This is a genomic window from Singulisphaera rosea, assembly GCF_054877945.1.
The window spans coordinates 162,737-187,304 of sequence record NZ_JBTYIP020000018.1; the positions used below are offsets into that span (position 1 = coordinate 162,737).

A 24,568-nucleotide genomic window follows, 5' to 3' on the forward strand; every position below is an offset into this window, starting at 1 on the left:
CGAGGCAACGGCCCCCGACGGTCGTCGCACACCTTCTCGACTCCACTCGTAGTCAGAATCCGCACGTCTTACCTCTAAACCGAGCGCCTCGCGCCCTCGACACACGGAGCCCCTGTAATGGACCGCAGAATGGTCGTCGCCGCGACTTTCCTCGCCGGGATCCTCGGGACCGGCACCCCTGTTGCCGAGGAAACGAGCACGAAGCCGACCGCGACCTCGAAGTCCGCCGAAATCGCGTTCAAGTCCATTGACCTGACCTACTCGTTCGACGAAAACACGATCTACTGGCCGACGGACCAATCGTTCCACTGGGAAAAGACCAAGTGGGGCGCCACCGCGGACGGCCACTGGTACGCCTCCGCCAACTTCGCCGCGAGCGAGCACGGCGGCACCCACCTCGACAGCCCGATCCACTTCGGGGAGGGCCAAAAGACGACCGACCAGATCCCCCTCACCCGTCTCATCGGCCCCGCCGTGGTCGTCGACGTCCGGAATCATTGCGTCAAGGATCGCGACTACCGCGTTCGCGTCACCGACCTCGACGCCTGGGAACGAGCCCATGGTCCAATCCCCGACGGCGCCATCGTCGTCGTCCGGACCGGTTGGGGTCGCTTCTGGCCCGACAAGTCCCGCTACCTCGGAACCGACCGTCCCAACGACACCGCGAACCTCCACTTCCCCGGCATCTCCCGCGAGGCCGCCGAGTGGCTCGTCTCCCGCCGCAAGGTCTCCGGCGTCGGCATCGACACTGCCAGCCTCGACCACGGCCCGTCGACCGACTTCATCGCCCACCAGATCCTGAACGGCGCCGGCGTCTACGGCCTGGAGAACGTCGCCTCGCTGGAAAAAGTTCCCGACTTTGGCGCCACCCTCATCGCCCTCCCCATGAAGATTAGGGGCGGGAGCGGAGGCCCGACGCGGATCATCGCGATCCTGCCATGAGGACCTGCCCGAAATCACGTCTTGGCACTAGATCCGAAATCGGGTGTCGGCCTCTCGACGACGTCAGCCGCGGGTTTCGGGATCGGGCATGATTCAAGCCCGTTCATCGCACGGAGAGTCGGGTCATCGATTTTTCATCGAGGAATCCAACGGACGGTGAATGACCGGAGCTCGAAGCGGGCCCAGGCGATCGAAGGAGACCATCGACTCGATCGACGCAAGTGCCATTGCGACAGCGAAGAGGCTTTGGGTCCGTGGGCGGTACGGCCGCAGGTCGCCAATTCCGATGAGTTTGCCGCGGGCCTTGTCCCTTGAGCCGTTGGCGGTAAATCAATGACGACCACGCGATAATGGAAGACGAATGGCTCAGTTTCCGGCGTGGACTCGACGAAAAGTAAGGAGTCTGTCAAACGGGCCCCTTCGTCTCCGATTGAGGGATTCCCAGGCACAAGTCGCCGACGCTTGGCAACTCGTCGCCGATGGCTGGCACGCTCAACGCGTCGCAGCCGCTGTCGCGGCTCATGACGATTTGAGACCCGCTTGAGTCCGAGGGAGATCTGTCGTGGAGTGGTATGAATCGGAGGTCCAGGCTCTGGAGCGAGCCGCGATGCTCGGCTCGAACGGGAGTCGACCCGTGGCGTTTTACGGCAGTTCGTCGATCCGGCTGTGGTCGACGTTGGTCGACGACCTGGGCGATCACCGGATTGTTAACCTCGGCTTCGGTGGCTCGACTCTGGCAGCATGCGACTATTTCTTCGAACGCCTGGTCGTCCCTCGACGGCCGACCTCGCTCGTACTCTACGCGGGCGACAACGACATCGGCGACGGCCGATCGCCCCACGAGGTCTCCGAATCGTTGCGATCGCTCCTCCGGAAGCTCGATTCGCACCTGGGCCTGATCCCCTTCTCGTTCATTTCCATCAAGCCCAGCCCCGCTCGATGGTGGCTGGACCAGGCGATCCGCACGGCGAACGAGCTGGCCCTCGAGCAGATCCGCTCGCGTCCCAACTCCCATTACATCGACATTTACACCCCCATGCTCGGATCCGATGGCCGCCCACAGCCCGGGCTTTACGCCGATGACGGCCTGCATCTCAGCCCGTCCGGCTATCGACTCTGGACGGATCGAATCCTTCCGCATCGAGACACCATTTTTTAACCGATGCTTCAAATCCATCGACTAAATTGGGGATATGAAGCGTGAGTATCACAAATGGTGGAGTCCCCGACTGGGACGAGACATGGAGCTGCTGGCCTTCGGCCATGAAGGGGCTCGCGTGCTCGTCTTCCCCTCCCGGATGGGAAAGTTCTACGACTACGAAAACTGGGGCCTGGTCGGGGCCGTCCGCTCGAAGATCGAGGCGGGCTGGATCCAGCTCTTTTGTGTGGACAGCGTGGACGAAGAAGGGCTCTACAGCAGTTGGGTGCGACCCCCCGATCGAATTCATCGGCATTGCCGATATGAAGACTACATCCTCTCGGAAGTCCTGCCGCTGACAAGAGACTTGAACCCCAATCCTTTCATGATCGCCCATGGTTGCAGCCTGGGCGCCTACCATGCCGTGAATATCGCCTTGAGGCATCCGGAACTGTTCGGCAAGGTCGTCGCCCTCAGTGGCCGGTACGACCTGACCGCGGCGATCGGCCCCTATCGTGGCCTCTTCGACGGCCATTACGACGATTCTATTTATTTCCACACTCCCAGCCATTATCTGCCGAATCTCTGGGAGCCCCACCGCCTCGAAACACTCCGCCATCTCGAGATCACCCTGGTCGTCGGGGCCGACGACCCGATCGCCGAGAATAACCGGCACCTCGAATGTGCCCTGCGTGAGAAGCAGGCACGAGTGGCCCTTCATCAATGGCCGGGGGAGGCTCATAAGCCCCGATATTGGCGGGAGATGGTTCCTCAATACCTGTGAAGGCAATCCGTCGAAATGGATGACGAGGTTTAAGTGTTATCCTTCGGCATGGTCAGAACAGTGGCCTTGCAACAAAACTAAAACATTGTAAAATTATTAATTTTACCAATAAAAACATTCTAAAACAAAATTCGCGAACCTGTCAATCAAACGACCTCCCGACGGGCGGAGGCGCATCGCCTCCGCCCGCGACGGGACTCATGGCGTCTTCGGATCCTGCTTCTGCGAGAGCAGGTATGCGAGCAGATCGTAGAACTCGGACTCGGGGATCTGGTCGACGAAATTCGCGGGCATCGGGGAGAGCTGGGAGACGGTGCGTTCCTCGACCTGATCCTTGGGGATTCGGACCTCCTTGCCTTGCGCGTCGGCGAGGACGTAGACGGCCCCTTCTTCCTTGAGGAGGAGGCCGGTGACGATCCGACCGTCGTTGAGCGCGAGGTTGGTCACGCGGAAGGCCTGGTCGACGTTCCGGCTCGGGTCGATGACGTCTTCGAGGAGGCGGTCGACGCCACGGACTCCCACGCCGTCGAGCTGAGGGCCGACGCGCGCCCCCTTGCCGGACAACTGGTGGCAGGCGGCGCAGGTTTTCTCGAAGACGGTGGCCCCTTGGGCTGGATCGCGCCGGGATGAGGCAAAACCCGTGCGACGATGGTCCAGGAGTTCCTTGAGTCGCTGGTCGGCGGGCGGGAGCCCCTTCAAGAGGACATCGAGGCGTCCTTTCAAGTCGACAACGCCGGAGTTCGACAACGGATTGGCGACGCGTGGTTCTTGCAAGAGTCGCGCCGAGGCTTTGCCCGTCTCGACCGCGTCAAGCAGGGCCTGGGCGCCTGGCTTCCTCGCCGCCAGGCCTGCGGCGATTGTCGTCTGGAGACGGTCGGGGGCCGTGGGAAGGACCTTGAGCAGGGCCTCGCGGGACTCGGCCTGGTCGATGGACGAGAGCGCCGAGGCGGATCGTTCGCGGAGGGAGACGGGGGCGGTCGCGTCGTTGAGAACCAGGGCCAACAACCCCGAGGTCTCCTGCGGGCCCATCGTCACGAGGGCCGCAAGGGCTTCGATACGCACGGTCTCGGGAGCGTCGCCGTTCTTGGTGATTGTTTCAAGTCGCTCACGCATCTCGCGGAGTTGGAAGGAGCCGGCCAAGCTGATCCCCAGGACGACCTGTTCTTGATCCTTCGAGTCGGTCAACGACCTGGACAGCTCGGCGGCCAACTCGTGGAGGTCCGCCCCGGGACCTTCGCCTCGTTCCTGGAGCCCTTGCTGGATCGCCTTGAGTAACTTGACCTGCGCCCCGGGGCCGTCTTCGGAACGACCGCGGACGAAGGCGAGGAGCGAGCCCCCCGTGCCGCCGCTCCCGTAGCGCGCGATGTGGTGGACGTAGCGCACCCGGTTCGCCGGGGTCTCGGAGCTCCGCTGGATGTGGTGGACGAGGAAGTTGGCGGACTCCGCGCTCGGGACGCCCGGAGCGATGTCGGCGACTCGGCGAGCGTCGGTCTCGTTCAGCTCAAGGCCCGCGAGTTGTCCCCAGTTCTGCGAAGGGCGGAGCTGGTCGCGAAGTGCCAAGCGGACGGCGTGGAGCAGGTGCGTGTCATCGGCGGGGACATCGGCCCGAAGGTCGAGGAGCGGCCGGATATTGGCGAAGTCGGGGTGCTGAGCGAGAGCGTCGGCGGCCAGGCGCCGGACGAACGCATCGGAGTCTTTCAAGCCTTGCCGGGCGAGCCGCAGGGTCTGGTCGGTCGCGGGACGACGCTCGGAGAGGACGCGCATCAGGTGAACCCGGAGCTCGCGAGCGGGGTCGGCGGCGGCCTTCTCCAGCAGGTCGTCCGTCAAGGTTCCTCGGCGTTGGAGGGACCAGAGGGCGTGGACGCGCTGCCAGACCTCTCCGTCCGAGGAGACGATCGAGACGAGCCGAGGGTCGATCCGGTAGTCCTCGCGGAGGACCAGCCGATTCGTGGCGAGGGTCCGGACGAAGAGGTTCGGATGGCCGAGCTCGTCAATCAGATCGTCGGTCGAAGCGGTCGCGATCTCCCGTCGAGGGGCGACGGCCTTCCCCTTGCCGTCCGGCCCTCGATAAATGATCCGCCAGATCCGGCCGTGGTCGTGGTCACGACCCGGGTGGGTTAGCGGGACTTCATAATGGCCGATGATCCGGTTGTAGAAGTCCGCCACGTAGAGTGCCCCGTCGGGGCCGAGCTCGATGTCGACGGGCCGGAACCAGTTGTCTTCGCTCCAGAGGAAGTCGGGCTGCTCGATCCCCTTCGGGCTCGAACCGTGCCACTCGATGCGATCGTGATTGATCCGGTTGGTCATCACGTTGCCGAGGAAGAGGGTGCCGCGATAGGCCTCGGGGAATTGGTCGGCGGCGTAATAGGTCGCGCCGTCGATCGCGGTCGAACCGTGGTCGTGGGCCACCATCTCGGGGCCGAACCCGAGGCCGTCGTCGGGCTTCCCGAAGCTCGGGTAATAGGCCCCTCGCAGGAGGAGATAAACGGGCTTGGTGTGGCAGTCGGACGAATAAAGATTCCCGAGCGGGTCGAACGAGAGGCCGAACGGATTGACCTGGCCGTGCGTAAAATACTCGGCGTGGGACCCGTCGGGCCGCATCCGATAGACGTTGCCCGAGTTCATCGTGATCGACGCCTTATCCCCCCCCTCGACCTTCGAGGTGTTCGAGAACCCGTGGCAGGCGTAGATCCAGCCGTCGAACCCCCAACTGAACGAGCCTGTCATGCCGTGGGTGTCGCGGAACCCGTACGACTGGTAGAACGGCGCCCGGCGATCAGCCTTGCCGTCGCCGTCGACGTCCTCGAAGCGATCGAGGGTGGGGATGCTGTAGACGAGGGCCCCCTGCCCTCCCGAGTTCGGCAACAGCCCGATCGGGATGTTGAGCCCGTCCGCGTACGTAGAAATCTTGCCGGCTCGACCGTCGGGCTGGAAGTCCTCGAGGATCTTGACGGTGTCCCTTGCGATCGTCCCCTTGGCGGCCGGGTAGGGATACTCCACGGTCCCCGTCACCCAGAGTCGGCCGCGATCGTCGAAAGCAATGTTCATTGGCTTCTGGATCGCGGGCTCGGACGCGACGAGCTGCACCTCGAACCCTTCGGGGACGTGGAGCGCCTTGCGCTCCTCGAACGCGGTCCGGGGCGGGAACGTCGAGACATTCTCAACAGGGGCCGGTGCCTGGGCCACGCTGGAGACGATGAGGGCGAGGACGAACTGCATCAGATGCTCCCAGTATCCTCAGTGATCGACGCCGGAACGACTTCGCGGCGGCAGGAAGGCGGGTCGCTCGGTCGTTGTGGCAAGGTAGGGTCGACGTCAGGCGGTCGTGGGGGGCGAAGGAGAAGGCAACAGGCTGTAAATCGTCAGGGGGATACCCTCGGGATCCCGCAATCGGGCCTCCCGGTACGATTCGATCGGATGATCGACGGCGGGCGAGACCTCGACGCCCAGGCCGATCAGTCGGGCCCGCTGCTCATCGACACTCGCCACGTGAAAGACGAGGCGGAGCCCCGACACCGGCGGGACGGACTCGGCGAACCCCCTCAGGGCGAGCCTGGCGTCGCCCGCGGCCAGGAGCGCGAACTCACGTTCGGCATCCTCCAGGACGACCTTCAGCCCAAGGATCCGCGCGTACCAATCGACCGCCCGACGCCAGTCCGAGACGCGGACTTCGGTAAACGATAATTCGAGGCTCGCGACCGATCCTGCCATCCCCTTATTGTGTCACCATTCGGAACGCGAGGCGAGGGCACGCTGACAACGGGCCTCCGTTGACATCGGAGATTCGTCGACCGCTTCATCCACGACTACATCGCGGGTTCCGGTTGAGAGCCGGTCGGTGAAGGCGGCCTCGCGGCCGAACGCAGAGCGGCCTTGACCAAGATCTCGCTGGCCGGCAATCGTTCGGGATGGGGGCTAAATGCGATGACTCGGCCTTCTCCAAATCGGGTGGCGATCATCGAAGGGGTTTGAATCATGGTCCCGCGATGGGCCTCATGATCCGCGAGCTCCGTCAGGTAGCGCGCCAGGGCCAGGACCGTGGGCCGGTCCGACTTGCCGGTCTCGATGAAAATCGGCCCGCCGGCGAATTCGACGAGGATTACCTTCGGAACCCCGCCGAGGATCGACTCACCCGCCTCGGTCAACTCGATTCGAGCCTGGCCGGGCCCTCGGGCCTGGATCGAACGGAGTCCGACGCCAGGAATTATCCGGTCCCCGGTCAGGACTTCGACGTTGGCGAGGTCCAGATATCGTTGCGTCGCGAGAAAGCCGCCGGCGCAAATTCCCACGAACCCACCCCCTCCGGCGACGAAGCGCCGGACGCCGTCACGGCCCTCATTTCCCAACGCATGGAGTTGGCCCGTGGCTCGTCCTCCAGGGAAGAGCACGACGTCATAGGAGGCGAGGTCTCCCGCTCGGATTTCCTGGGGACCGAGGACATCCCCACTCCAGGTCGACTCCGAACTCACGATCCGTGTCAGATCATCGAGCGGGTCGCAGCAAGCTTGGTCTTGAAAGTAGGCAATCCGTACTCGGCGCGTTGGGGCGAGAGGCAAAGGCTCGAACGATTCGGCCGTCCCCACGAGGAAGCCGGGATTCGCCGGAGGACTGGGAGCGGGCGCGACGGCTGGCCGAGTCTTTGGATCGAGCGTGATGGAGCGCGGCTGAGCTTCCGAAGGAATCGGCTTGATCACTCCGGCGATCCCCAGTCCCCGCTCGGCAACCGGGGATTTTGCGCCGTAGACAATGGCGAGAAAAACGACCAATCCAATAATCACAGCTATTGATGAACATATCAAAACAGACAGGATTCGAACTCGGGATGTCGCTCGCCTCCCATCGTCCATGCCACTCTCCTCCATAGCAACTGCGATCGTTCGGTCTCGCTGAAGTCGAGGCACGGAGAGGCCGCATTCCTCTAAGCGGTCATCTGGGCCTTGGCGGCCAAGTCCGAACCATTCGCGTGGAAGCCGGGTCTCATTGAGTGTTCCTGTTCATTATATAGGCCACCGACCCAACGCTGTCGACAACGAGTTCACGGTCCCCGAGACCGAGTTTCTGCCCACAACTCGGTTGGCGTTGACCAAAGTTGGGAGTTCTCTACAATTTGGCTCAAGTTTGCCTCGGAATGCGGCTCGACGAAACGAAGGCGTGCGATGTCGGAAGAATCCCTCGACGGCTTGGAATCGGTGCGGTTGGAGAAGCTCCGGCGGATCGAGGCGCTCGGCCTGGACCCTTGGGGGCAACGTTTCGACGGCCACCAACCGATCGAGTCCGTCCGGGCCCTCGGCTTGCCCGAAGGATCCGACTCCAACACCGTCGGGCCAACCGTCCGAGTCGCCGGGCGGATCATGCTCCGGCGCGGGCAGGGGAAGGTGATTTTCCTCGAGCTCCGCGACTGGACCGGCAGGATTCAGATCTTTGTCGGTAAGAATCAGCTCGGCGAGGCCGGATGGGCCCTCGCGAACGAACTCGACCTCCGCGACCGCATCGGCGTCGACGGCACGCTCGGGCTGACCAAGACCGGCGAGCTCACGGTCTTCGCCACGGCGCTGACTTTCCTGGGGAAGTGCCTCGCCCCGCCCCCGGAGAAGTGGCACGGCTTGACCGACCTCGAACAGCGCTACCGCCAGCGTTACGTCGACCTTTCGAGCAACCCCGAATCCCTCGAGACGTTCCTCGGTCGGTCGAAGATCGTCGCCGCCTTCCGCAAGGTGATGGGCGAGAAGGGGTACGTCGAGGTCGAGACCCCGACGATGCAGTCGATCGCGGGGGGGGCGGCGGCCCGGCCGTTCGTCACGCACCATAACACGCTCGACATCGAGCTCTTCATGCGGATCGCCCCCGAGCTCTTCCTCAAGCGACTGCTCGTGGGTGGTATGGAAAAGGTCTTCGAGATCGGCCGAGTGTATCGGAATGAGGGGATCAGCCCCAAGCACAACCCCGAGTTCACGATGCTGGAAGCCTATCAGGCCTATGGAGACTACCACTCCATGATGGACCTGACCGAGGCGCTCATCGTCGGGGCAATCGAGACGATCGGCGGGGGCTTCGAGCGGGCCTGGGGCGACTCGACGGTCGATTACACCCCCCCTTGGCCTCGCGTGACCTACGCCGAGCTCCTGCGAATCCACGCCGACGTCGACCCCTCGGACTTCGCGACCATCGAAGCCCGGGCCTCGGCCCTCGGGCTCGAGACCCGCGGGAAAGACCCGGACGTCGTCACGAGCGAGCTCTTCGAGGAGGTCGTCGAGGATCGCCTCGACGGCCCCGTCTTCGTCATCGACTATCCCGCGGCGATCTGCCCGTTGACCAAGCGAAAGACCTCGAACCCGGCGGTCGCCGAGCGTTTCGAGCTGTACGTCAAAGGCATGGAGCTCGCCAACGCGTACACCGAGCTGAACGACCCGCAACTCCAGGAGGCCCTGTTCCGGAACCAGCTCGCCGGGCAGAAGGAAGAGGACTCGATGGCGGTGATGGACGACGACTTCGTCCGCGCCCTGAAGCACGGGATGCCCCCCGCCGGGGGCTTGGGGATCGGGATCGACCGGCTCTGCATGCTCCTGTTGAATCGGTCGAGCATCCGAGACGTCGTCCTCTTCCCGCTGATGCGGCCTCAGAGCTCATAAGGCGTCGAGGGAACGCCGACCCGTCCAAACGCATCGTCATTCTCTCGATCGCCGAGGCACGCCAAGGTTGGCCACGCCTCGAATGGGCCGTGGCGGCCCGAACGATCTCGGTCTCTTCGGGGCGCACGCCGTGCGAACCATCGGGTCGAAGGTCAAATCCCAGGGCGTATGGAGGCGCCTGACGTGTACAAATACTTGCTCTGCTGGCGATATCTTCGCACCCGATACATCGCCTTGGCGAGTGTGATCAGCGTCATGCTGGGCGTCGCGACGATGATCGTCGTGAACTCGGTCATGGCCGGGTTCTCCGAGAAGATGCGCGACCGCCTCCACGGCGTGCTCGCCGACGTCGTCGTCGAGTCGGTCCGCGACATCAACGGGTTCTACGACTCGGAACAGGTCATCACGCGGATCAACGAGGTCGCCGGGGACATGATCGAGGCAACCGCCCCGGCGCTCGAGACCTTCGGGCTCATGAAGTTCAACGTCGGGCCCGAGACATATACCCGACAGGTCCTGATCATCGGCGTCGACCCGAAGAAGCGGGCGATGACCGGAGACTTCGCGAAGTATCTCTACAACCAGTTCAGCAAACCCATAGAGCCCTCGTTCAAGGTCCCGGAAAGCCTCCGCATGGCGACGACCCCCGCCGGCCAGGTTCTCCAGGATTCGGGCTCCGTCGACGACGAGATGGAACGGATCCTCCGAGCGGACATGGAGCAACAGTCCTCGGAGTTCGGCGCGGTCATCGGCTGGGCACTCGGGACCCACCATTTCAACGGCAAGGACGAGGTGATCATCAGGCCCGGTGCGCAGATCGGCCTGGTCTTCCCGACCGCGAGCCAGAAGCCGGAACCCGGCTACGACAGCTATACGGTCGTCGGCTACTTCAAGAGCGGTATGAGCGAGAATGACTCGACTCATGTCTATGTACCACTAGAACGGTTCCAGCGAATCCGCTCGCAGCTCCAGCCGGACGGCCGGGGCGCCGTCAACCAGATCCAGATCAAGGTTCGCCCCGGAGTGGACATCAACGTCGTCCGAGACAAGCTCCAGATCGCGCTCGAGAAGATGCATCCGTTCTACTTCCGCGTCTCGACGTGGGAGCAGAAGCAAGGCCCGCTGCTGGCGGCCGTCTCGGTCGAGCAGAGCATCTTGAACATCCTCTTGTTCTTCATCATCGCCGTGGCCGGTTTCGGGATCCTGGCGATCTTCTCGATGATCGTGGTCGAGAAAACCCGTGACATCGGGATCATGAAGGCCCTCGGCGCCTCGACCTCGGGAGTCCGCGGGATCTTCCTCGCTTACGGACTCCTCCTGGGGAGCGTCGGCAGTAGCGTCGGGATGGCCGGCGGCCTCCTCTTCGTCTACTACATCAACCCCATCGAAAAGGGGCTGAGCGTACTCACCGGACGAAGGGTCTTCGACGACACCATCTACTACTTCAACGAGATCCCGACCCTCGTCGAACCCTGGACCGTCGTCGGCGTCGTCTTCGGCGCCCTCTTCATCGCCACCGCCGCCAGCGTCTGGCCGGCCCAGCGGGCCGCAAGGTTGCATCCGGTCAAGGCGCTTCGCTTCGAGTAAGCAGTTAGACAGTAGACAGTAGACAGAAAACAGGAGACAGCAGTCGGAAGACGCAGAAGGCGGAAGGTAGGAAAGGGTTAGGCGAAGGTGAGCCTGGGACGCCCCGCCGGGACGGTGAACCCTGAATCCGTGCCTTCCGCCCGACGTTCGCGCCTGTTGATGCCTCCGGATCTGACACGGACGACGGATTCTCCGGGGAGACAATCGAGATGGCCATCCATCTATCGGCGACGGGGATCGAGAAGAGCTATCGCAAGGGGAAGAGCCAGGTTCCCGTCCTCCGGGGCGTCGACCTGGAGGTTGAACACGGCGAGTTGGTGGCGATCGTCGGCGCCAGCGGGTCGGGCAAGAGCACGTTGCTGCATGTGCTCGGGATGCTCGACGAGCCCGACGTCGGTGCGGTTTACCTCGAAGGTAGCCGGATCGACGACCGTCCCGAACGGACGCGGGACCGATTGAGGAACCGGACCTTCGGCTTCATCTTCCAGTTCTATCATCTGCTTCCCGAGCTCACCGCGCTCGAGAACGTGATGATGCCCCACCTGATCCGACACGGCCTCTGGTCGTACATGTCGCACCGGGTGAGGATCCGCAAAGAGGCCGCGGCCTTGCTCGAACGCGTGGGGCTCGGACACCGGCTCGACCACTACCCGACGGAGCTCTCCGGGGGCGAGATGCAACGCGCCGCGATCGCTCGGGCGCTCTCCGGATCGCCCGCCTTCTTGCTCGCCGACGAGCCCACCGGGAACCTCGACGCGACCACGGGTCATGGGGTCCTCGAGCTCCTGCGTGACTTGAACCGAGAGCGCGGACTCACTATGATCATGGTCACTCACGACGGTCAAATTGCCCAGCAAGCCGACCGGGTTGTTCGGCTCGCCGAGGGACGAATCGAGGAGTGGGCCCCCGCGCTCGCCTGACCAACGGTCGGGCAAGGGCGGGGGCTTGCCGCCCCCCAGAGGGCGGATTTGACCCGGCCCGAGTGGCGGAGCGCGATTCGGATGAGCCTCAAGGTATACATCGGCGGCAAGCTCTTCGATAAAGCGGATGCTAAGATCAGCGTCTACGACCACGGATTGCTCTACGGAGACGGCGTCTTCGAAGGAATCCGTTCGTATTCCGGCCGAGTCTTCCGCCTCAAGCAGCACGTCGACAGGCTCTACGAATCCGCCCGCTCGATCCACCTCGAGATCCCGATCTCCAAGGGAGAGATGGCGGCGGCGATCACCGACACCCTCGCGGCCAACTCGCTGATCGACGCCTACATCCGCGTCATCGTCACCCGAGGTGCCGGGAGCCTCGGACTCGATCCGAGGAAGACGACCGATCCCCAGATCATCGTCATCACCGACGCGATCAGCCTCTATCCTCCCGAGTTGTACGAGCACGGCCTGAAGATCGTCACCGCGGGGACCCAGCGCAACCACCCGAGTGCGCTCAATCCCAGGATCAAGTCGCTCAACTACCTCAACAACATCATGGCCAAGATCGAGGGGACCAACGCCGGTTGCCTCGAAGCCCTGATGCTGAACCACAAAGGTGAAGTCGCCGAGTGCACGGGCGACAACATCTTCGTCATCCGCCGAGGCGAGATCCACACGCCCGGGATCGACTCCGGGATCCTCGAGGGGATCACGCGCGATGCGGTCATCGAACTCGCCCGCGAGGCCGGGTACACGGTCGTCGAGCGCTCGATGGATCGGCACGACGTTTATACCGCCGAGGAGTGCTTCCTGACGGGGACCGCGGCCGAGGTCATCCCGGTCGTGGAGTGCGACGGCCGGGCCATCGGCACGGGCATTCCGGGACCGGTCACCCGAGACCTCCTGCGACGGTTCCATTCCCTGGTCCGCGAAGAACGCTGAGGGAGCCGCTCCCGTGATCGAGATCCGAAAGATCCTGGCGCCGACCGACTTCACGGCCCATTCCGCCAAGGCCGTCCGGTACGCCTGCGGCCTGGCCGAGCGGCTCGGTGCCGAGCTCCACTTGCTGCACATCCTCTCGGATATCGTCCCGGCCGGTCCCGACCCGATGCTGACCCCGATCCTCCCTCCCGAGTTCTATACCGAGAGCGAGACAAACGCGCGCGAGGCCTTGGCGAAAGTCGTCGACCCGTCCTGGGGCCAGCCGGCGAAGATCGTCACCTCGACGCGCTGGGGCAATCCGGTCGAGGAGATGGTCCAGGAGGCCGTCGACAAGTCGGTCGACCTGATCGTGATCGTCACCCACGGCCGCACCGGCCTCAGCCACGCCCTCCTCGGGTCGTCCGCCGAGCACATCATCCGCGAAGCCCCCTGCCCCGTCCTCACGATCCGAGATCACGATCACTCCTGAATCACTTCGAGGGCAAGGGACGCCCGCCCCCCCCGCGTTATCCGCCGTCCTCGCTTCGAGCCTTGCCCGGAGGCGATCCTCGCCCCGGGCCGTTGCATAGACGGACCATCCCTCGAATGATCCTCGACCGAGAGTTGAGTGCTCGACTCCATGCAAGGTGGTGTCACGGAGATTTCCACGTCCGTATTTGTTATTAGAGGGGAAAGGAACGCACCGCCATGTCGGAAACGTCAAAGCCGAGGCGTCTTGTCTACCGAGGTCGGAAGATCGACCTGGCGTTGCAGACGGTTGTCCTGGCCGATGGCTCCTCCGCCGAGCGCGAGGTGGTCGTGCATCGCGGGGCCGTCGCCCTGGTTCCGATGGTGGATCCCGATCATGTTTGCTTGATCGAGAACTATCGATATTCGATTAATAAGACGCTGCTGGAAGTCCCCGCGGGGACGATCGACGAGGGCGAATCGCCCGACGAGACCGCGCCTCGGGAGCTGACCGAGGAGACGGGCTACGTCGCGGGGAAGATCACCCGGATCCGCGATTGGTACGTGTCGCCCGGAGTCATGAACGAGCGGATGTATCTTTACCTCTGCGAAGATCTCCGTCCCGGCCCGACGGACCACCAACCCGACGAGCAGCTCAAGCCGGTGGTCGTCCCGTGGGCGGACGCCGTACAGATGGTCCTGGACGGGCGGATCGAGGATGCGAAGACGATGGTGGCGATTCTCACCCTCGACCGGAATCGTTCCGGACGCTGATCGGCCGCAAACGCAGACGGCCGGGCGAAATTCGCCCGGCCGCCGAGAGACGACGTACGTTGTCGGGAACGTGCACCCCGAGTTTTACCAGCCGGTGGTGAAGGGGCAGAGGCTCGGGACGAGGGCGGCGTCCTGGATGTTCACCCCAGGACCGGCCTGATTTCGGGCGTTGAGGAAGACGTCGAGGTCGTCGGGGCTGACCCGACGCGAGTCGTACCAGGAGGAGTGGCCGTCGCTGAAGAGGACGTTCTGACCGCGGCGACCGTGGTTGGGGCTATTCCCCTCGAGGATCAGGCTCGCGTCGTGGGGCGGTTGGTCGGCGACGAGCGGAACCCGGGACGTGAGCACCGCGGGTACGGCCCCGACCTTGCCAGACTCGTGTCGATATCCGGCGTGGTAGGCATAATCCCAGCAGAGCAATTTGCGAAGTCGGTCCGACGAGGCGGACCGCAATTCGGCGAGCTTGCCCAGCTTCGGGAGCGTGGCTGTCTTATCGTGGGGGCCATTGCACGGGCAGTGCAGGGCCGAGAGGTCGTGGAGGAGGTTGGAGTCGTGCAGCGTGGCCGCGAACGTGCCGGAGGGCGCGTTGGGATAGCCCGGAGGAGCGTAGGGGAAATGTCCGTGCTGCGCGGCGTACTGGGCCAGGCTGACGCCCAACTGCTGAAGGTTGAAGGCGCAACCGGCTTGATCCATCTTATCCTTCGAACGTCGCATGGCCGGGATCAACGTCAAGAGGCTGGCCAGGAGGATCCCGGCGGCGACGGCAACATCCGCCCACCGAAACGGGATCTTGGTCGGCACGAAATCAAGGATCGAACGACGCCTCCGGTTCTCGGAGACGAATGCGATCGTACGGCTTGCTAGCCCGGCCGGCGGGTCGAACGAGTCGCCGTCGTCGAGCAAGCGGTGGAGCGCCCTCCCGAGCCGATCGAGCGATTCCGCAAGGACAGGGTCGTCCGCGATTTCCCGCTCGGCACGCTCACCGGCGGCTCCATCGAGCTGGCCGAAGGCGTAGTCGATCATATCTGATGAGTTCATGGGATTAACCGTGTCCATCTCGATTCGCCGACTTGGCCATTTGTTGGAGCTTCGCAAGGGCGGCGTGCAGCCTCGACTTGACCGTCCCAACGGGGATCTTCAAGATTTCGGCGATCTCGCGATATTTCAGGTCTTGGTTGTAGGCAAGGATCAGCGTCTGCCTGAGGGTCTCCGGGAGCTTGGCCACGCTGTCACGGACCCATTCCGCTCGTTCTTGCCCTTGCAGCTCGTCCAGCGGATCCGACTCTTCGCCCACCAGGATATCGACCAGGCTCCCCGCGTCGGCCTCGCCTGAGGCAACGCGCTGGTCGATGCTGACCGTCGGGTGGCGGCCGGTTTTCCTCAACGCGTCGACCGCCTGGTGGGTGGCGATCGCATAGAGCCAAGGGCGGACCGGCCTACCGTCTTCGTACAACGCTCGTTTCAGGTGAACCTGCAAGAAGGTGTTCTGGAAGACATCCTCAGCCAGCGCCTTGTCGCCAAGGTAGCGGGCGAGGTAACGGTAGAGCTCGTTTTCGTAGCGGTGAACGAGGGCGTCGAAATCCTTGGTCTGGCCCGAGTCACGATAGCGGGCAAGCAGGGCCTCGTCCGAGGTCTGGGCGAGGTCTTCCGCCGCATCAGTGTCAAGCGCCTTCATCATGAGTACGTTCTTCCGCGCCGGAGTGTTCGCGGTTATGAGCCGAATTTGTTTCGGGTCGAATCGGGAAGGATTTGCAAACAGTCCCGCGCAAGCTGTTGTAATCGTTAGTCTAAGCGCCGTCGAAGGCGTGTCAACACGTTCATCGGACCAACAGCGGAAGGGAGGCCTGGCTCAGGGAGAGGATGCGACGCTCAAGACCCCGGCCGGATCGCCCGCTCCAACGCCCGAGCGAGGTCCTCGGGGTGCTGGCTCCCGATCAAGAATCGCGTCCCATCCGCAAGGTCGATCCGGACCCCGCGATTCCCCCGAGCGTTCAGGACGCGAACTCCGTCGCGACCCTGACGAATCCCCCATCCCCCATAGTCGACCAGGGGGCGGTAACTGACGACCTCCACTCGTTGGATCGTCCCCAGCGGGATCATCCGTCGGTACGTCGGGATCCAGCCGAACCAGACGCGGAGATCCGTCGGGCCGACTTCGGTGGTCATCCGGAGGAGTCCGACGACCAGGAGCGCGGGGAGGACCAACCCAACCCCCGCCACCACCGACAGCTCGACCAGGCCGAGGCGATGCCCACCGCCAGGCTGGACGGGTTGCTGGTGAAACCAGAGGAGACCGAGCCAGACCAGGACTTCGCTCGCGACGACGAAGACGTAGACGCGCCAGTCGAAGTTCTGCTCCTCGCGGTAGACGACCATCGAAGGTTGGAATGCCACCGAGGCCACGCTCAGGATCCTCCCAACGAGTCGGTCCGATCCCAACGCCCCAGGGTTCGCCGCGTCGCGTGCAGGCCGAGGTCGGCGACCCGATCGGCCGAGACGCGCCAGAGTTGGGGGTTGAGGACCTCGAGCGAGACGTAGCCCTCGTAACCGATGGAACCCAGATGGTCCAGGATCGGATCGATCTGGAAATCCCCTTCGCCCGGAAAGATCCGGTCGGCGTCCCCCGCGAGCTCACGGGGGACCCCGCTCAGGTCACAGAGCTGGACCCAGGCGAGATTCTGGGGGGACAGGTAGGCGAGGTCCTCGAATTTGCTGGGCCCCGTGTAGTAGTGGAAGACGTCGAGGCAGACCCCGATCCCTTCGACTCCGCACTGGGCGATCAGGGCCAGCGTCGTGTCCAGGCTGGCGCAGAAGCTGGCCGACTTCTGGAACTCGAGCGCCAGCCGAACTCCTGCCCCTCGGGCGAGCTCGGCCGCCTCGACGAGAGACTCCGCCGCGCGGCCGTAGTCATCGGAGACCATCTCGCGGACGAAATCCGCGACGACGATCAGGGTCGGCACCTTCAACTCCGCGAGAGTGTCGAGCCGACGGCGGTAGTGGTCCCAATGGGCCTCGCGCTCGGGGCCTCGCGAGAGGAGGAGGCCCCCCTGAGACGAGGCGGCGACCGCCTCCAGCCGGTTCTCGGCGAGCCGCGTCTTCGCCTCGTCGATCGAGTGCGATTCCAGGAACGTCTCGAGCTTCGTCAGCCAGAGTTCGACGGCGGACCAGCCGGCCTGGGAATAGGCCGTCAGGTCCTCCTCGAAGGGCGTGCTCAAGGTTGTGGCTTGGCTGATGCAAGGTTTCATCGGGTTGCCCTCCGGATCACGACCCGACGCCCGAGGGGATCGGCTGGCCTTCGAACAGGTCCCGGAGCGCCGAGAGCAGTCCCTCCGAGGGGACTCGCCATTGCCGACAACTGTCGCGGTCGCGAAGTGTCACGGTGCCGTCGGTCAGGGTCTGGCCGTCGACCGTGATGCAGAACGGAGTTCCGATCTCGTCCTGCCTCCGATAACGTCGGCCGATCGCCCCCTTCTCATCGTAGAAGACCGGGAATTGCCGTTTCAGCTCGCGATAGATCGCCTCGGCCTTCTCCGGCATCCCGTCCTTCTTGACGAGCGGGAAGACGGCTGCCTTGATCGGGGCGAAGCGGGGGTGGAACTTGAGGACGGTGCGGGACTCGCCCCCGACTTCGTCCTCGTTGTAGGCTTCGCAGAGGAATGCCAGGGTCGCCCGGTCCGCCCCCGCCGACGGCTCGATGACGTGCGGGAGGTACTGGTACGGGTAACCAGCCTTCGCCTCCCCTTCGCGACGCTTCAAATACTCCTTGAAGGACGTGAAGCCCAGGCCTGCCTTGTCTCGCTCCCAGCGGTCCTCATCGAAATAGCTGAGGTCCTTGCCGCTGAACTTCTGGTGCTGCGTGAGGTCGTACTCGCCCCGGTGGGCGATCCCCTCGAGCTCGCTCACCCCGAACGGGAAGCTGTATTCGATGTCGGCCGTCGCCGTCGAGTAGAACGCGAGCTCGTCGGGGTCGTGGTCCCGAAGGCGGAGCCGGTCGCTCCGGAGACCGTGCGTGACGTACCACTGGAACCGCGTGTCTCGCCAGTATTTGTACCACTGGGCCGCGTCGTCGGGATGGCAGAAGAACTCGATCTCCATCTGCTCGAACTCGCGCGAGCGGAAGATGAAGTTCCGGGGGTTGATCTCGTTCCGAAAGCTCTTCCCGACCTGAGCGATGCCGAAGGGGACCTTGACCCGCCCCGTGTCGACCACGTTCTTGAAGTTCGCGAAGATCCCCTGCGCCGTCTCGGGACGGAGATAGACCTTGTTCGCGTCGTCGGCGACGGCCCCGGCGTGCGACTCGAACATCAGGTTGAAGTTGCGTGGCTCGGTGAGCGTGCCGGCCTCCTTGCAGGTCGGGCAAGGGACCTTGGCATATTCGTCGGCGGGGCCCTGGGATTGGGCTGCCAGATTGAACTCGGCCTCCTGGGCCGTCCCCAGCTTCTTTCGGTCCTTATCCAGGTCCTTCTGGTTCGCCTTGCGGACGTCGTCCACGCTGCCGACCGCACTGTAGTAGCGTACGGCCGCGGCGCCTTCCGCCCCCTGATACTGGATCCTCAGGACCGTGATCTGGTCGGCGCGGAACCGCCCCTTGCAAGAGCGGCAGTCGACCATCGGATCGCTGAATCCGCCGACGTGGCCGGACGCTTCCCAGACCTTCGGATGCATGATGATCGAGCAGTCGAGCCCGACCATGTCGTCGCGCAACTGGATATTGTCGCGCCACCACGCATCCTTGATGTTCCGCTTCAATTCGACACCGAGCGGCCCGTAGTCCCAGAACCCGTTGATTCCGCCGTAGATCTCGCTCGAAGGGAAGATGAACCCTCGGCGCTTGCAGAGCGAGACCAGCTTATCCATGTCCATCGCGTCGTCGTCCTCTGGATGCGGGTGGGGATACCGCCGATTTCTCAAACTTGATCGCGGATCCCGCCGCTCTCACCGGCATTGACTTCGTGTTGCAGGGTCTGGTTCGTGACTGGGACCGTCGAATGTCACCGCAAACCTCGCGGATCGCCCGTCGATGGCCGCTCTCTTCGTCGCGAACGACGGGGAAACTCGGCACCTTCGCTCGGAACCCGGGCGGCCGCAGGCACATTCTCTGCGAATCCAGGCGAGTCGTCCAGGCGTCGTGACGGGAGTACTCCAACTCTATTACGGTGGATCCCGGCACTTCCGGGCACTCGGTCTAAGGAATGGCCACGATTCTCAAAGGATCTCGGAGCAATTCGGCAGTCAGTTGGTGGTCCGAGTCATTCAAACGTGCCGCGACATGGATGTCTTCGACGAGGCCGATTTCCGTGACGCGTCGCCCTCCCCGCCCACGTTTCAGGTAGCGAACCAGGGGGTTGGCTTCGCCTTCGGGATCCCCGCCCTTGAACCAGAGCGAATTATGAATCTTCGACCAGGCGCCGGCGGCGATCTCCGCCTCGTCGTTGCTCAGGGTCGAGCCCAGATCCTTCATATGTTGGGCGAAGGCCCCGGCGAGCAAGGTATCCTCGAAGCTGATCTGCCCGTCGGTCCCGGCACAGACGACGTGGAGGTCGCGACGTTCGTTGTGGAGGGTGAGCATCGTCGAGGCGAAGTTGGGGAACGCCCCGATCAGGACACGGTCGGCTTCGAGGCTGGCGAGGATCGCCCGCGTGCCGTTCGTCGTGGTCATGACCAGCGTCTTTCCCTGGCAGACTTCGCGGGTGAACGCCCCCGGCGAGTTCCCGAGGTCGAACCCCTCGATCGGCAACCCTCGGCGTTCGCCGGCCAGAATCGCCGAGCCGTGCGGGAGTCGCCCGGCCACCTCCAGGGCCTCTTCGATTTCACCGCAAGGGATCACGGCCTCGCACCCGGACGCCAGGGCATGGATCATGACGGTCGTCGCCCGGAGCACGTCCAGCACGACCGCGATCCCGCCCCGGAGTGCCCCTTCCGGGATCAAGCTCGGGAGCAAATGAACGAACACCGACGGACCTTCGGAATCGGGCATCGGCCATCATCCTAACGCGAGACTTGATCCGCTATCAGGCATTTCGTCCGTGATTATGGCACGGCAACCCTCCCCTTGGGGAGTCCTCATTCCTCGCCAACAACACCCGAAGGAACCTACATCCCCGCGCCCGACCGGACCCGGTCCCCTTTTCTCAACCTTCGGCTTCCCACGAACGGACGATTTCGTTACTGTGCCGCCCTCAAGCCGACCCGATTTCCCATCCGGACCGCTTGTGGATCTGGGTCGGCGGTTCAGCCTGGGCGAGGTGCATGGATGCACGAGCCAAAGGGAAGGATTCTTCCGATTTCCGGGCCCAGACGATTCATCATCGATCTGGTGCACTTTGCCCGTCAGGTCCCTTCGACTCCCGTGAGCCGAGTCATCAACGTCTCCGCGTTGAGCGACCCTCGCGTGAACCATCCGAAGCGACCGTCCTGGGCCGTACTGTTCATGAAGGCGTACTCGCTGGTGGGGATGAAACATCCCTGGCTCCGGCGGGCGCTCCTGGAATTCCCGACATCGCGGATGTACGAACATCCCTGGATGAATTGTGCTCTCGCCATCGAGAGGACGTTCCAGGGCGAGCACGTCGTCTTCGTCGGGCTCTTCCGGGCCCCCGAGCAGCAGTCGATCGGCCAGTTGCAGGATGCGCTCCAGTACTATAAGAATCAGCCGCTGGAGCGCGTCGGCGTCTACCGAAGGGCTCTCAAATTCAGCCGGGTCCCCCGGCCGATTCGACGGCTCTTCTGGTGGAGCACGCTGAATGTCTCGGGGTACAAGCGGGCCAAACGCTTCGGCACGTTCGGCCTGACGAGCTACGGGGCGTTGGGAGCGGAGTCGCTCCACCCGATCTCCCCACTCACGACGACCTTGACCTTCGGCCCGATCTCCCCCTCCGGCGAAGTCACAGTCAAGTTGATCTATGACCATCGCGTGCTCGACGGTGCCTACATCGCCCGAGTCCTCCGCGACGTCGAGAACACCCTCAACGGGGTGATCCTCGAGGAGCTCCTCCAGGAGACCGAGAACGTCGCTAACTCGGGAAAGCCTCTCGGGATGCCGAAGTCCTCGGTGAAGCTGCACATCCCGGTCACCTCCGACGAATCCGAGATCCGCATCCTCCCAGCTCGGACCGGAGACTTGAAGGTCAAGGGGCAGGCCGCCGTCTGAGACGGACCAAACGGCGTCGATCCTAATCGACGAGGGACGGGCAACCCGCGACGCGGGATGCCCGTCCCTCTTTCTCGTTTCACCGGCCATCGTCCCAGACTGGGCCACGCACCGCGCGTCTGCTCGGACCATCCTCCCGAGACGCCTCGCCCTATCCTCTCGAGGAGGCCGACCGCCCATCGGAATTCGCAAGCGTCCCGACCTGTTACGAAGGTCGACGATCGCTGCAAGACCGGAAGAGGCGAGGGGCACTCGCCTCGTCGGGCGATTGGAAAGGGCTCCGTGTCAGGGCTGGGCCACTTCCTGGTCGGTCGTGACGCGAACTTCGAGGCGGCTCATGAGGCGCTTCAGGCCCTCCTCCTTCCGATTGATGAAGAGGACGTTATCCAGCACGATCGCCTTACGCTCTTCCGTCACGTGCAGGACAAGTCGCCCCGCGCCCAGCATGACGAACTCGAAGACGTCCGGGATCTCCTTGTCGAACTTGAGGTTCAGGGTCGGGTACCGCTCGAGGTCGCTGAGCGGGCCGTGGTGGTGGAGGATCTCGTTCGGCAAGATCTCCCAGTAGTCGAGGAATCGCGTGACGTAGATGATCGCGAACATCACGAACAGGATCATCGAGAACATGAAGTAGAAGCCGGAGTTCGCGACCGTATAGATCTGGCCGAAAAGCCACTTCGCAGGGTCCATCAGGTCGTAGTCGAAGTACGCTCCGATCCAGAGTAGGACGAATAAGACGAGGAGCACCACCAGGAAGATCGCGACGACCGTAAACCTCGGGAAGTCGATTGCCATGATCAGCAGGTTGAAGGCAAAGATCCCGAGGAACAGGACGCCGAGCAAGTTCTGAGAGGTGAGAAACCGTTGATCCTTGAGAACCACCGGGGTCTTGGTGCCGACCACGTGGTCGACTTTGGCCCCGGGCGCGGACGCGCTCGCCTTGAGCGGGTCGGCCGTCTTGTCCCCGATCAAAGTCATCCCGATCCCGCAGATCATCGCCGCGAGGAACGTCGGGAAGATGAAGATCAGCTTGGGATAGGTGAAAACCCGGATCCCATGGTCGCGCTGGACGACCGTCGGGGTCACGGGGGGCGGCGTGGGCTTAGCGTCCGAGGCCATAACAGGGAATCTCCAGGACCGGACATCATTGTGGGTCGAAAAACCTTGGCGGCAACTCGCCGCGCGGTTCCACCGGGCGGCAAAGACGTCCGGATTCAGGGCATGGTAACGCCTGGCGATGGCTCGGTAAAGTCCCCACGATCAAGGAGATCCGCACTAAACACATCGCACTCCGTGCCGCCAGAAAGTGTTCGCACGCCATCGTCAATCATTATGACCGACGGGCATCAACACCTCGAAGTACCCCGTCTCGACCCCGATTCGAAAAAATTGGGAACCATTGAAAAAAGCACTTGGCCAGGTACCAAACGGTTTGTACACTATCACCGAGATCGTGACCGCTTTCAATGTTCTTCGTTTTGAAAGGTAGGATGTGATGACTTTGCCTCGGCGATTCGGCGGTGTCGGTATGGGCCTTATAGGCTTGGCCCTCCTCGGAGCGATCGCGACGGCGGCCCAGGAACCGGCGACGAAAGAGTCGTCGGATAAAGAGGCACCGCCGTCGGCGAAGCGCACCTATAACCCTTCGCGACGGGTCCCCGACTTCTTCGGCCAGCTCGGGCTGACTCCGGAACAGAAGGAAAGCATCTACACAATCCGAGGTAAGCACTACGACGAGATCACCGCCCTGCAGAAGCAGATCGCCGACATTCAGGCGAAGATGCTCACCGAGTGCGAGGGCGTGCTGACGGACGCCCAGAAGCAGTCGCTCGCCAACAGGCGCAAGGCTGCGGCCGAGACCAAGAAGAAGGCCGCGTCGGAGAAGTCGACGTCGAAGACCTCGACGCCCACCTCTTGAAGTCGCCCAGGCCTCGGTCATCCGACCGAGGCCCCCTCACGTCCGGCCGACGAAGATCGCATCCGTCGGATTCGCCGCGCCTCGAAGTCGATATCCCCCCTCCCCTCTCCTCCCACCCTGACTGAACGTCCCAGCGGCCCCACCCCCGGACGTTCGGCCGAAGACGCAGCCGGCCCTAACCGAGGACCAATCGCCACGGTCTAAGGACGAACCGGAGCGTGGCTTGGCGAATCAACGCGTCTCGACCCTCGACATTTGTTCCCCGGCCGTCGTCCTTCTTACGATCTTCACTACGACACTCCCTTAAATTCTTCCGATCCGGCGGTAAAAGGGAGTCGCACGACGCTCGATCATGGTTTATGCTAGACCGTCGACTCGGATCCGCGCCCTCCGCGTTCCGCCCGATTCCCCCCCCGACCGGCCCGACAGCCTCACAGGTAGCCACATTACTTCGCCCTTGAAGATTTCCGGACCTCGACGCCGAGGCCGAGCTCACCACAATCGCCCGAGTGCGACCGTCGCCCGTCGAGGACTGGGGGACAATCGAGCCCGGGACTTCGCCACACCATTGACACTAAAAAATTCATCATGTTAGGACATTTTAACAAAATATCGTCTGCGTTTCGTCCGGATCGGCCTCAAGGACGGCAAAACCCCATCGATCGGACACAAAATCCTGGCGATATTCTCTGATAAGCGAAATTCGGATTGACGAAGCGTCACTTCATGCGAACAATACACGAAATGAGATCGCTTTAGGATTCATCTTCGTGACTAACCATGAAGTGTCGAACACTCCCTATTGTGTTTCGACGAAGGATCTCCAGCCAAGGCGACTCTTTTTTTGGTGACTTCCTGAATCTCGGAGAGGCGGAGGGGCTATCCCCGACCGTACCGGGAACCTTTCAAACGAAGGACGGAATGATGGCGACGGCGACCGGACGAGCGAAGACCACCCCGAAGACCCCGGCGACCAAGGCGAGCAAGGCCCAAGCCGCGGCGGCGGGCCGACTGAAGTCCGCCCAGAAGGCGGCGATGCTCCTCAAGCAGATCAGCGACGCGACCCGGCTCCAGGTCATCCTGATGCTCGACGAAGGCGAGAAGCACGTCGGGGCGTTGAGCGAGAACCTCAACATGAGCCAGCCCGCCGTCAGTCATCACCTCGCCCTCCTCCGTCACGGCGGGATCATCGTTCCCCGCCGCCAGGGCAAGAACAACTACTACGCCCTCAGCGAGACCGGCGAAGAGCTGGCCGAGGTCGTCAAGACCGTCCTCGCCTGATCGAATCTCGACGCGTGAATTTCATGGGCCCTGCGACAACGCCTTTTGGCGAG

The 24,568-nt window shown here is 63.4% G+C and carries 22 protein-coding genes; 12 read left to right on the plus strand and 10 right to left on the minus strand.

Features of this window, described 5'->3' with window-relative positions; translation table 11 throughout:
* Window positions 1-117: 117 nt before the first annotated feature.
* The 3 genes from ACYOEI_RS26275 to ACYOEI_RS26285 all read left to right on the plus strand — a co-directional run bounded on the left by ACYOEI_RS26275 (window position 118) and on the right by ACYOEI_RS26285 (window position 2,864).
* Window positions 118-942, plus strand: coding sequence for a cyclase family protein (locus ACYOEI_RS26275; RefSeq protein ID WP_462852603.1), 825 nt, complete (start codon window positions 118-120; stop codon window positions 940-942).
* Between the two features lie 562 nt (window positions 943-1,504).
* Entirely contained in the window at window positions 1,505-2,101 is a 597-nt protein-coding gene (locus tag ACYOEI_RS26280) for an SGNH/GDSL hydrolase family protein (RefSeq protein ID WP_462852604.1), read from the plus strand.
* 34 nt (window positions 2,102-2,135) lie between these two features.
* Window positions 2,136-2,864 (plus strand): esterase family protein, encoded by a 729-nt coding sequence (locus tag ACYOEI_RS26285; RefSeq protein ID WP_462852605.1) that lies wholly within the window; start codon window positions 2,136-2,138, stop codon window positions 2,862-2,864.
* A 198-nt stretch (window positions 2,865-3,062) separates the two neighbouring features.
* Here ACYOEI_RS26285 and ACYOEI_RS26290 read toward each other — a convergent pair whose 3' ends face one another.
* The 3 genes from ACYOEI_RS26290 to ACYOEI_RS26300 all read right to left on the minus strand — a co-directional run bounded on the left by ACYOEI_RS26290 (window position 3,063) and on the right by ACYOEI_RS26300 (window position 7,333).
* Complete coding sequence (locus ACYOEI_RS26290; RefSeq protein WP_462852606.1) at window positions 3,063-6,083, minus strand: PVC-type heme-binding CxxCH protein; 3,021 nt, start codon at window positions 6,081-6,083, stop codon at window positions 3,063-3,065.
* A 96-nt stretch (window positions 6,084-6,179) separates the two neighbouring features.
* A complete protein-coding gene (locus tag ACYOEI_RS26295; RefSeq protein WP_462852607.1) occupies window positions 6,180-6,575 on the minus strand; it encodes a VOC family protein in 396 nt (131 codons plus the stop codon).
* 95 nt (window positions 6,576-6,670) lie between these two features.
* A complete protein-coding gene (locus ACYOEI_RS26300; protein WP_462852608.1) occupies window positions 6,671-7,333 on the minus strand; it encodes a BPL-N domain-containing protein in 663 nt (220 codons plus the stop codon).
* A 687-nt stretch (window positions 7,334-8,020) separates the two neighbouring features.
* Here ACYOEI_RS26300 and lysS point away from each other — a divergent pair.
* The 6 genes from lysS (at window position 8,021) to ACYOEI_RS26330 (ending at window position 14,166) form a co-directional block, all read left to right on the plus strand.
* The gene (gene lysS / locus ACYOEI_RS26305; RefSeq protein ID WP_462852609.1) at window positions 8,021-9,493 is read left to right on the plus strand and encodes a lysine--tRNA ligase; all 1,473 of its coding nucleotides are present in this window, start codon (window positions 8,021-8,023) and stop codon (window positions 9,491-9,493) included.
* A gap of 183 nt (window positions 9,494-9,676) precedes the next feature.
* Entirely contained in the window at window positions 9,677-11,080 is a 1,404-nt protein-coding gene (locus ACYOEI_RS26310) for an ABC transporter permease (RefSeq protein ID WP_462852610.1), read from the plus strand.
* A gap of 209 nt (window positions 11,081-11,289) precedes the next feature.
* A complete protein-coding gene (locus ACYOEI_RS26315; protein WP_462852611.1) occupies window positions 11,290-12,000 on the plus strand; it encodes an ABC transporter ATP-binding protein in 711 nt (236 codons plus the stop codon).
* Window positions 12,001-12,081: 81 nt separating this feature from the next.
* The gene (gene ilvE / locus ACYOEI_RS26320; RefSeq protein ID WP_462852612.1) at window positions 12,082-12,945 is read left to right on the plus strand and encodes a branched-chain-amino-acid transaminase; all 864 of its coding nucleotides are present in this window, start codon (window positions 12,082-12,084) and stop codon (window positions 12,943-12,945) included.
* Between the two features lie 13 nt (window positions 12,946-12,958).
* Window positions 12,959-13,414: a universal stress protein gene (locus ACYOEI_RS26325; RefSeq protein ID WP_462852613.1), complete on the plus strand. Its 456-nt coding sequence runs from the start codon at window positions 12,959-12,961 to the stop codon at window positions 13,412-13,414.
* 218 nt (window positions 13,415-13,632) lie between these two features.
* Entirely contained in the window at window positions 13,633-14,166 is a 534-nt protein-coding gene (locus ACYOEI_RS26330) for an NUDIX hydrolase (RefSeq protein ID WP_462852614.1), read from the plus strand.
* Window positions 14,167-14,250: 84 nt separating this feature from the next.
* On the opposite strand, the gene ACYOEI_RS26335 is transcribed toward ACYOEI_RS26330, so the two are convergent.
* The 6 genes from ACYOEI_RS26335 to ACYOEI_RS26360 all read right to left on the minus strand — a co-directional run bounded on the left by ACYOEI_RS26335 (window position 14,251) and on the right by ACYOEI_RS26360 (window position 20,143).
* A complete protein-coding gene (locus ACYOEI_RS26335; protein WP_462852615.1) occupies window positions 14,251-15,204 on the minus strand; it encodes a hypothetical protein in 954 nt (317 codons plus the stop codon).
* 4 nt (window positions 15,205-15,208) lie between these two features.
* Window positions 15,209-15,844, minus strand: a complete 636-nt coding sequence (locus ACYOEI_RS26340) for an RNA polymerase sigma factor (RefSeq protein WP_462852616.1) — start codon at window positions 15,842-15,844, stop codon at window positions 15,209-15,211.
* Between the two features lie 191 nt (window positions 15,845-16,035).
* The gene (locus ACYOEI_RS26345; protein WP_462852617.1) at window positions 16,036-16,569 is read right to left on the minus strand and encodes a hypothetical protein; all 534 of its coding nucleotides are present in this window, start codon (window positions 16,567-16,569) and stop codon (window positions 16,036-16,038) included.
* Between the two features lie 2 nt (window positions 16,570-16,571).
* A complete protein-coding gene (locus tag ACYOEI_RS26350) occupies window positions 16,572-17,411 on the minus strand; it encodes a sugar phosphate isomerase/epimerase family protein (protein WP_462852618.1) in 840 nt (279 codons plus the stop codon).
* A 16-nt stretch (window positions 17,412-17,427) separates the two neighbouring features.
* On the minus strand, window positions 17,428-19,029 hold the full coding sequence (locus ACYOEI_RS26355; RefSeq protein WP_462852619.1) for a glycine--tRNA ligase: 1,602 nt from the start codon (window positions 19,027-19,029) through the stop codon (window positions 17,428-17,430).
* Window positions 19,030-19,351: 322 nt separating this feature from the next.
* A complete protein-coding gene (locus ACYOEI_RS26360; RefSeq protein ID WP_462852620.1) occupies window positions 19,352-20,143 on the minus strand; it encodes a 2-phosphosulfolactate phosphatase in 792 nt (263 codons plus the stop codon).
* A gap of 372 nt (window positions 20,144-20,515) precedes the next feature.
* Between ACYOEI_RS26360 and ACYOEI_RS26365 the strand changes: the two genes are divergently transcribed.
* Window positions 20,516-21,316, plus strand: coding sequence for a hypothetical protein (locus tag ACYOEI_RS26365; RefSeq protein WP_462852621.1), 801 nt, complete (start codon window positions 20,516-20,518; stop codon window positions 21,314-21,316).
* Window positions 21,317-21,601: 285 nt separating this feature from the next.
* Here ACYOEI_RS26365 and ACYOEI_RS26370 read toward each other — a convergent pair whose 3' ends face one another.
* On the minus strand, window positions 21,602-22,435 hold the full coding sequence (locus ACYOEI_RS26370; protein ID WP_462852622.1) for a hypothetical protein: 834 nt from the start codon (window positions 22,433-22,435) through the stop codon (window positions 21,602-21,604).
* A 376-nt stretch (window positions 22,436-22,811) separates the two neighbouring features.
* Between ACYOEI_RS26370 and ACYOEI_RS26375 the strand changes: the two genes are divergently transcribed.
* Window positions 22,812-23,234 carry a hypothetical protein gene (locus tag ACYOEI_RS26375; RefSeq protein WP_462852623.1) on the plus strand — a complete coding sequence of 141 codons (423 nt, stop codon included), beginning with the start codon at window positions 22,812-22,814 and terminating at the stop codon, window positions 23,232-23,234.
* Window positions 23,235-24,158: 924 nt separating this feature from the next.
* Window positions 24,159-24,515: an ArsR/SmtB family transcription factor gene (locus ACYOEI_RS26380; RefSeq protein WP_462852649.1), complete on the plus strand. Its 357-nt coding sequence runs from the start codon at window positions 24,159-24,161 to the stop codon at window positions 24,513-24,515.
* The last annotated feature ends 53 nt before the right edge of the window (window positions 24,516-24,568 follow it).

Coding starts and splice junctions, on each gene's coding strand:
- ACYOEI_RS26275 (WP_462852603.1), top strand. CDS start 118: ATGGACCGCAGAATGGTCGTCGCCGCGACTTTCCTCGCCGGGATCCTC.
- ACYOEI_RS26285 (WP_462852605.1), top strand. CDS start 2,136: ATGAAGCGTGAGTATCACAAATGGTGGAGTCCCCGACTGGGACGAGAC.
- ACYOEI_RS26290 (WP_462852606.1), bottom strand. CDS start 6,083: ATGCAGTTCGTCCTCGCCCTCATCGTCTCCAGCGTGGCCCAGGCACCG.
- ACYOEI_RS26295 (WP_462852607.1), bottom strand. CDS start 6,575: ATGGCAGGATCGGTCGCGAGCCTCGAATTATCGTTTACCGAAGTCCGC.
- lysS (WP_462852609.1), top strand. CDS start 8,021: ATGTCGGAAGAATCCCTCGACGGCTTGGAATCGGTGCGGTTGGAGAAG.
- ACYOEI_RS26315 (WP_462852611.1), top strand. CDS start 11,290: ATGGCCATCCATCTATCGGCGACGGGGATCGAGAAGAGCTATCGCAAG.
- ilvE (WP_462852612.1), top strand. CDS start 12,082: ATGAGCCTCAAGGTATACATCGGCGGCAAGCTCTTCGATAAAGCGGAT.
- ACYOEI_RS26330 (WP_462852614.1), top strand. CDS start 13,633: ATGTCGGAAACGTCAAAGCCGAGGCGTCTTGTCTACCGAGGTCGGAAG.
- ACYOEI_RS26335 (WP_462852615.1), bottom strand. CDS start 15,204: ATGAACTCATCAGATATGATCGACTACGCCTTCGGCCAGCTCGATGGA.
- ACYOEI_RS26340 (WP_462852616.1), bottom strand. CDS start 15,844: ATGATGAAGGCGCTTGACACTGATGCGGCGGAAGACCTCGCCCAGACC.
- ACYOEI_RS26350 (WP_462852618.1), bottom strand. CDS start 17,411: ATGAAACCTTGCATCAGCCAAGCCACAACCTTGAGCACGCCCTTCGAG.
- ACYOEI_RS26355 (WP_462852619.1), bottom strand. CDS start 19,029: ATGGACATGGATAAGCTGGTCTCGCTCTGCAAGCGCCGAGGGTTCATC.
- ACYOEI_RS26360 (WP_462852620.1), bottom strand. CDS start 20,143: ATGCCCGATTCCGAAGGTCCGTCGGTGTTCGTTCATTTGCTCCCGAGC.
- ACYOEI_RS26370 (WP_462852622.1), bottom strand. CDS start 22,435: ATGGCCTCGGACGCTAAGCCCACGCCGCCCCCCGTGACCCCGACGGTC.
- ACYOEI_RS26375 (WP_462852623.1), top strand. CDS start 22,812: ATGACTTTGCCTCGGCGATTCGGCGGTGTCGGTATGGGCCTTATAGGC.
- ACYOEI_RS26380 (WP_462852649.1), top strand. CDS start 24,159: ATGGCGACGGCGACCGGACGAGCGAAGACCACCCCGAAGACCCCGGCG.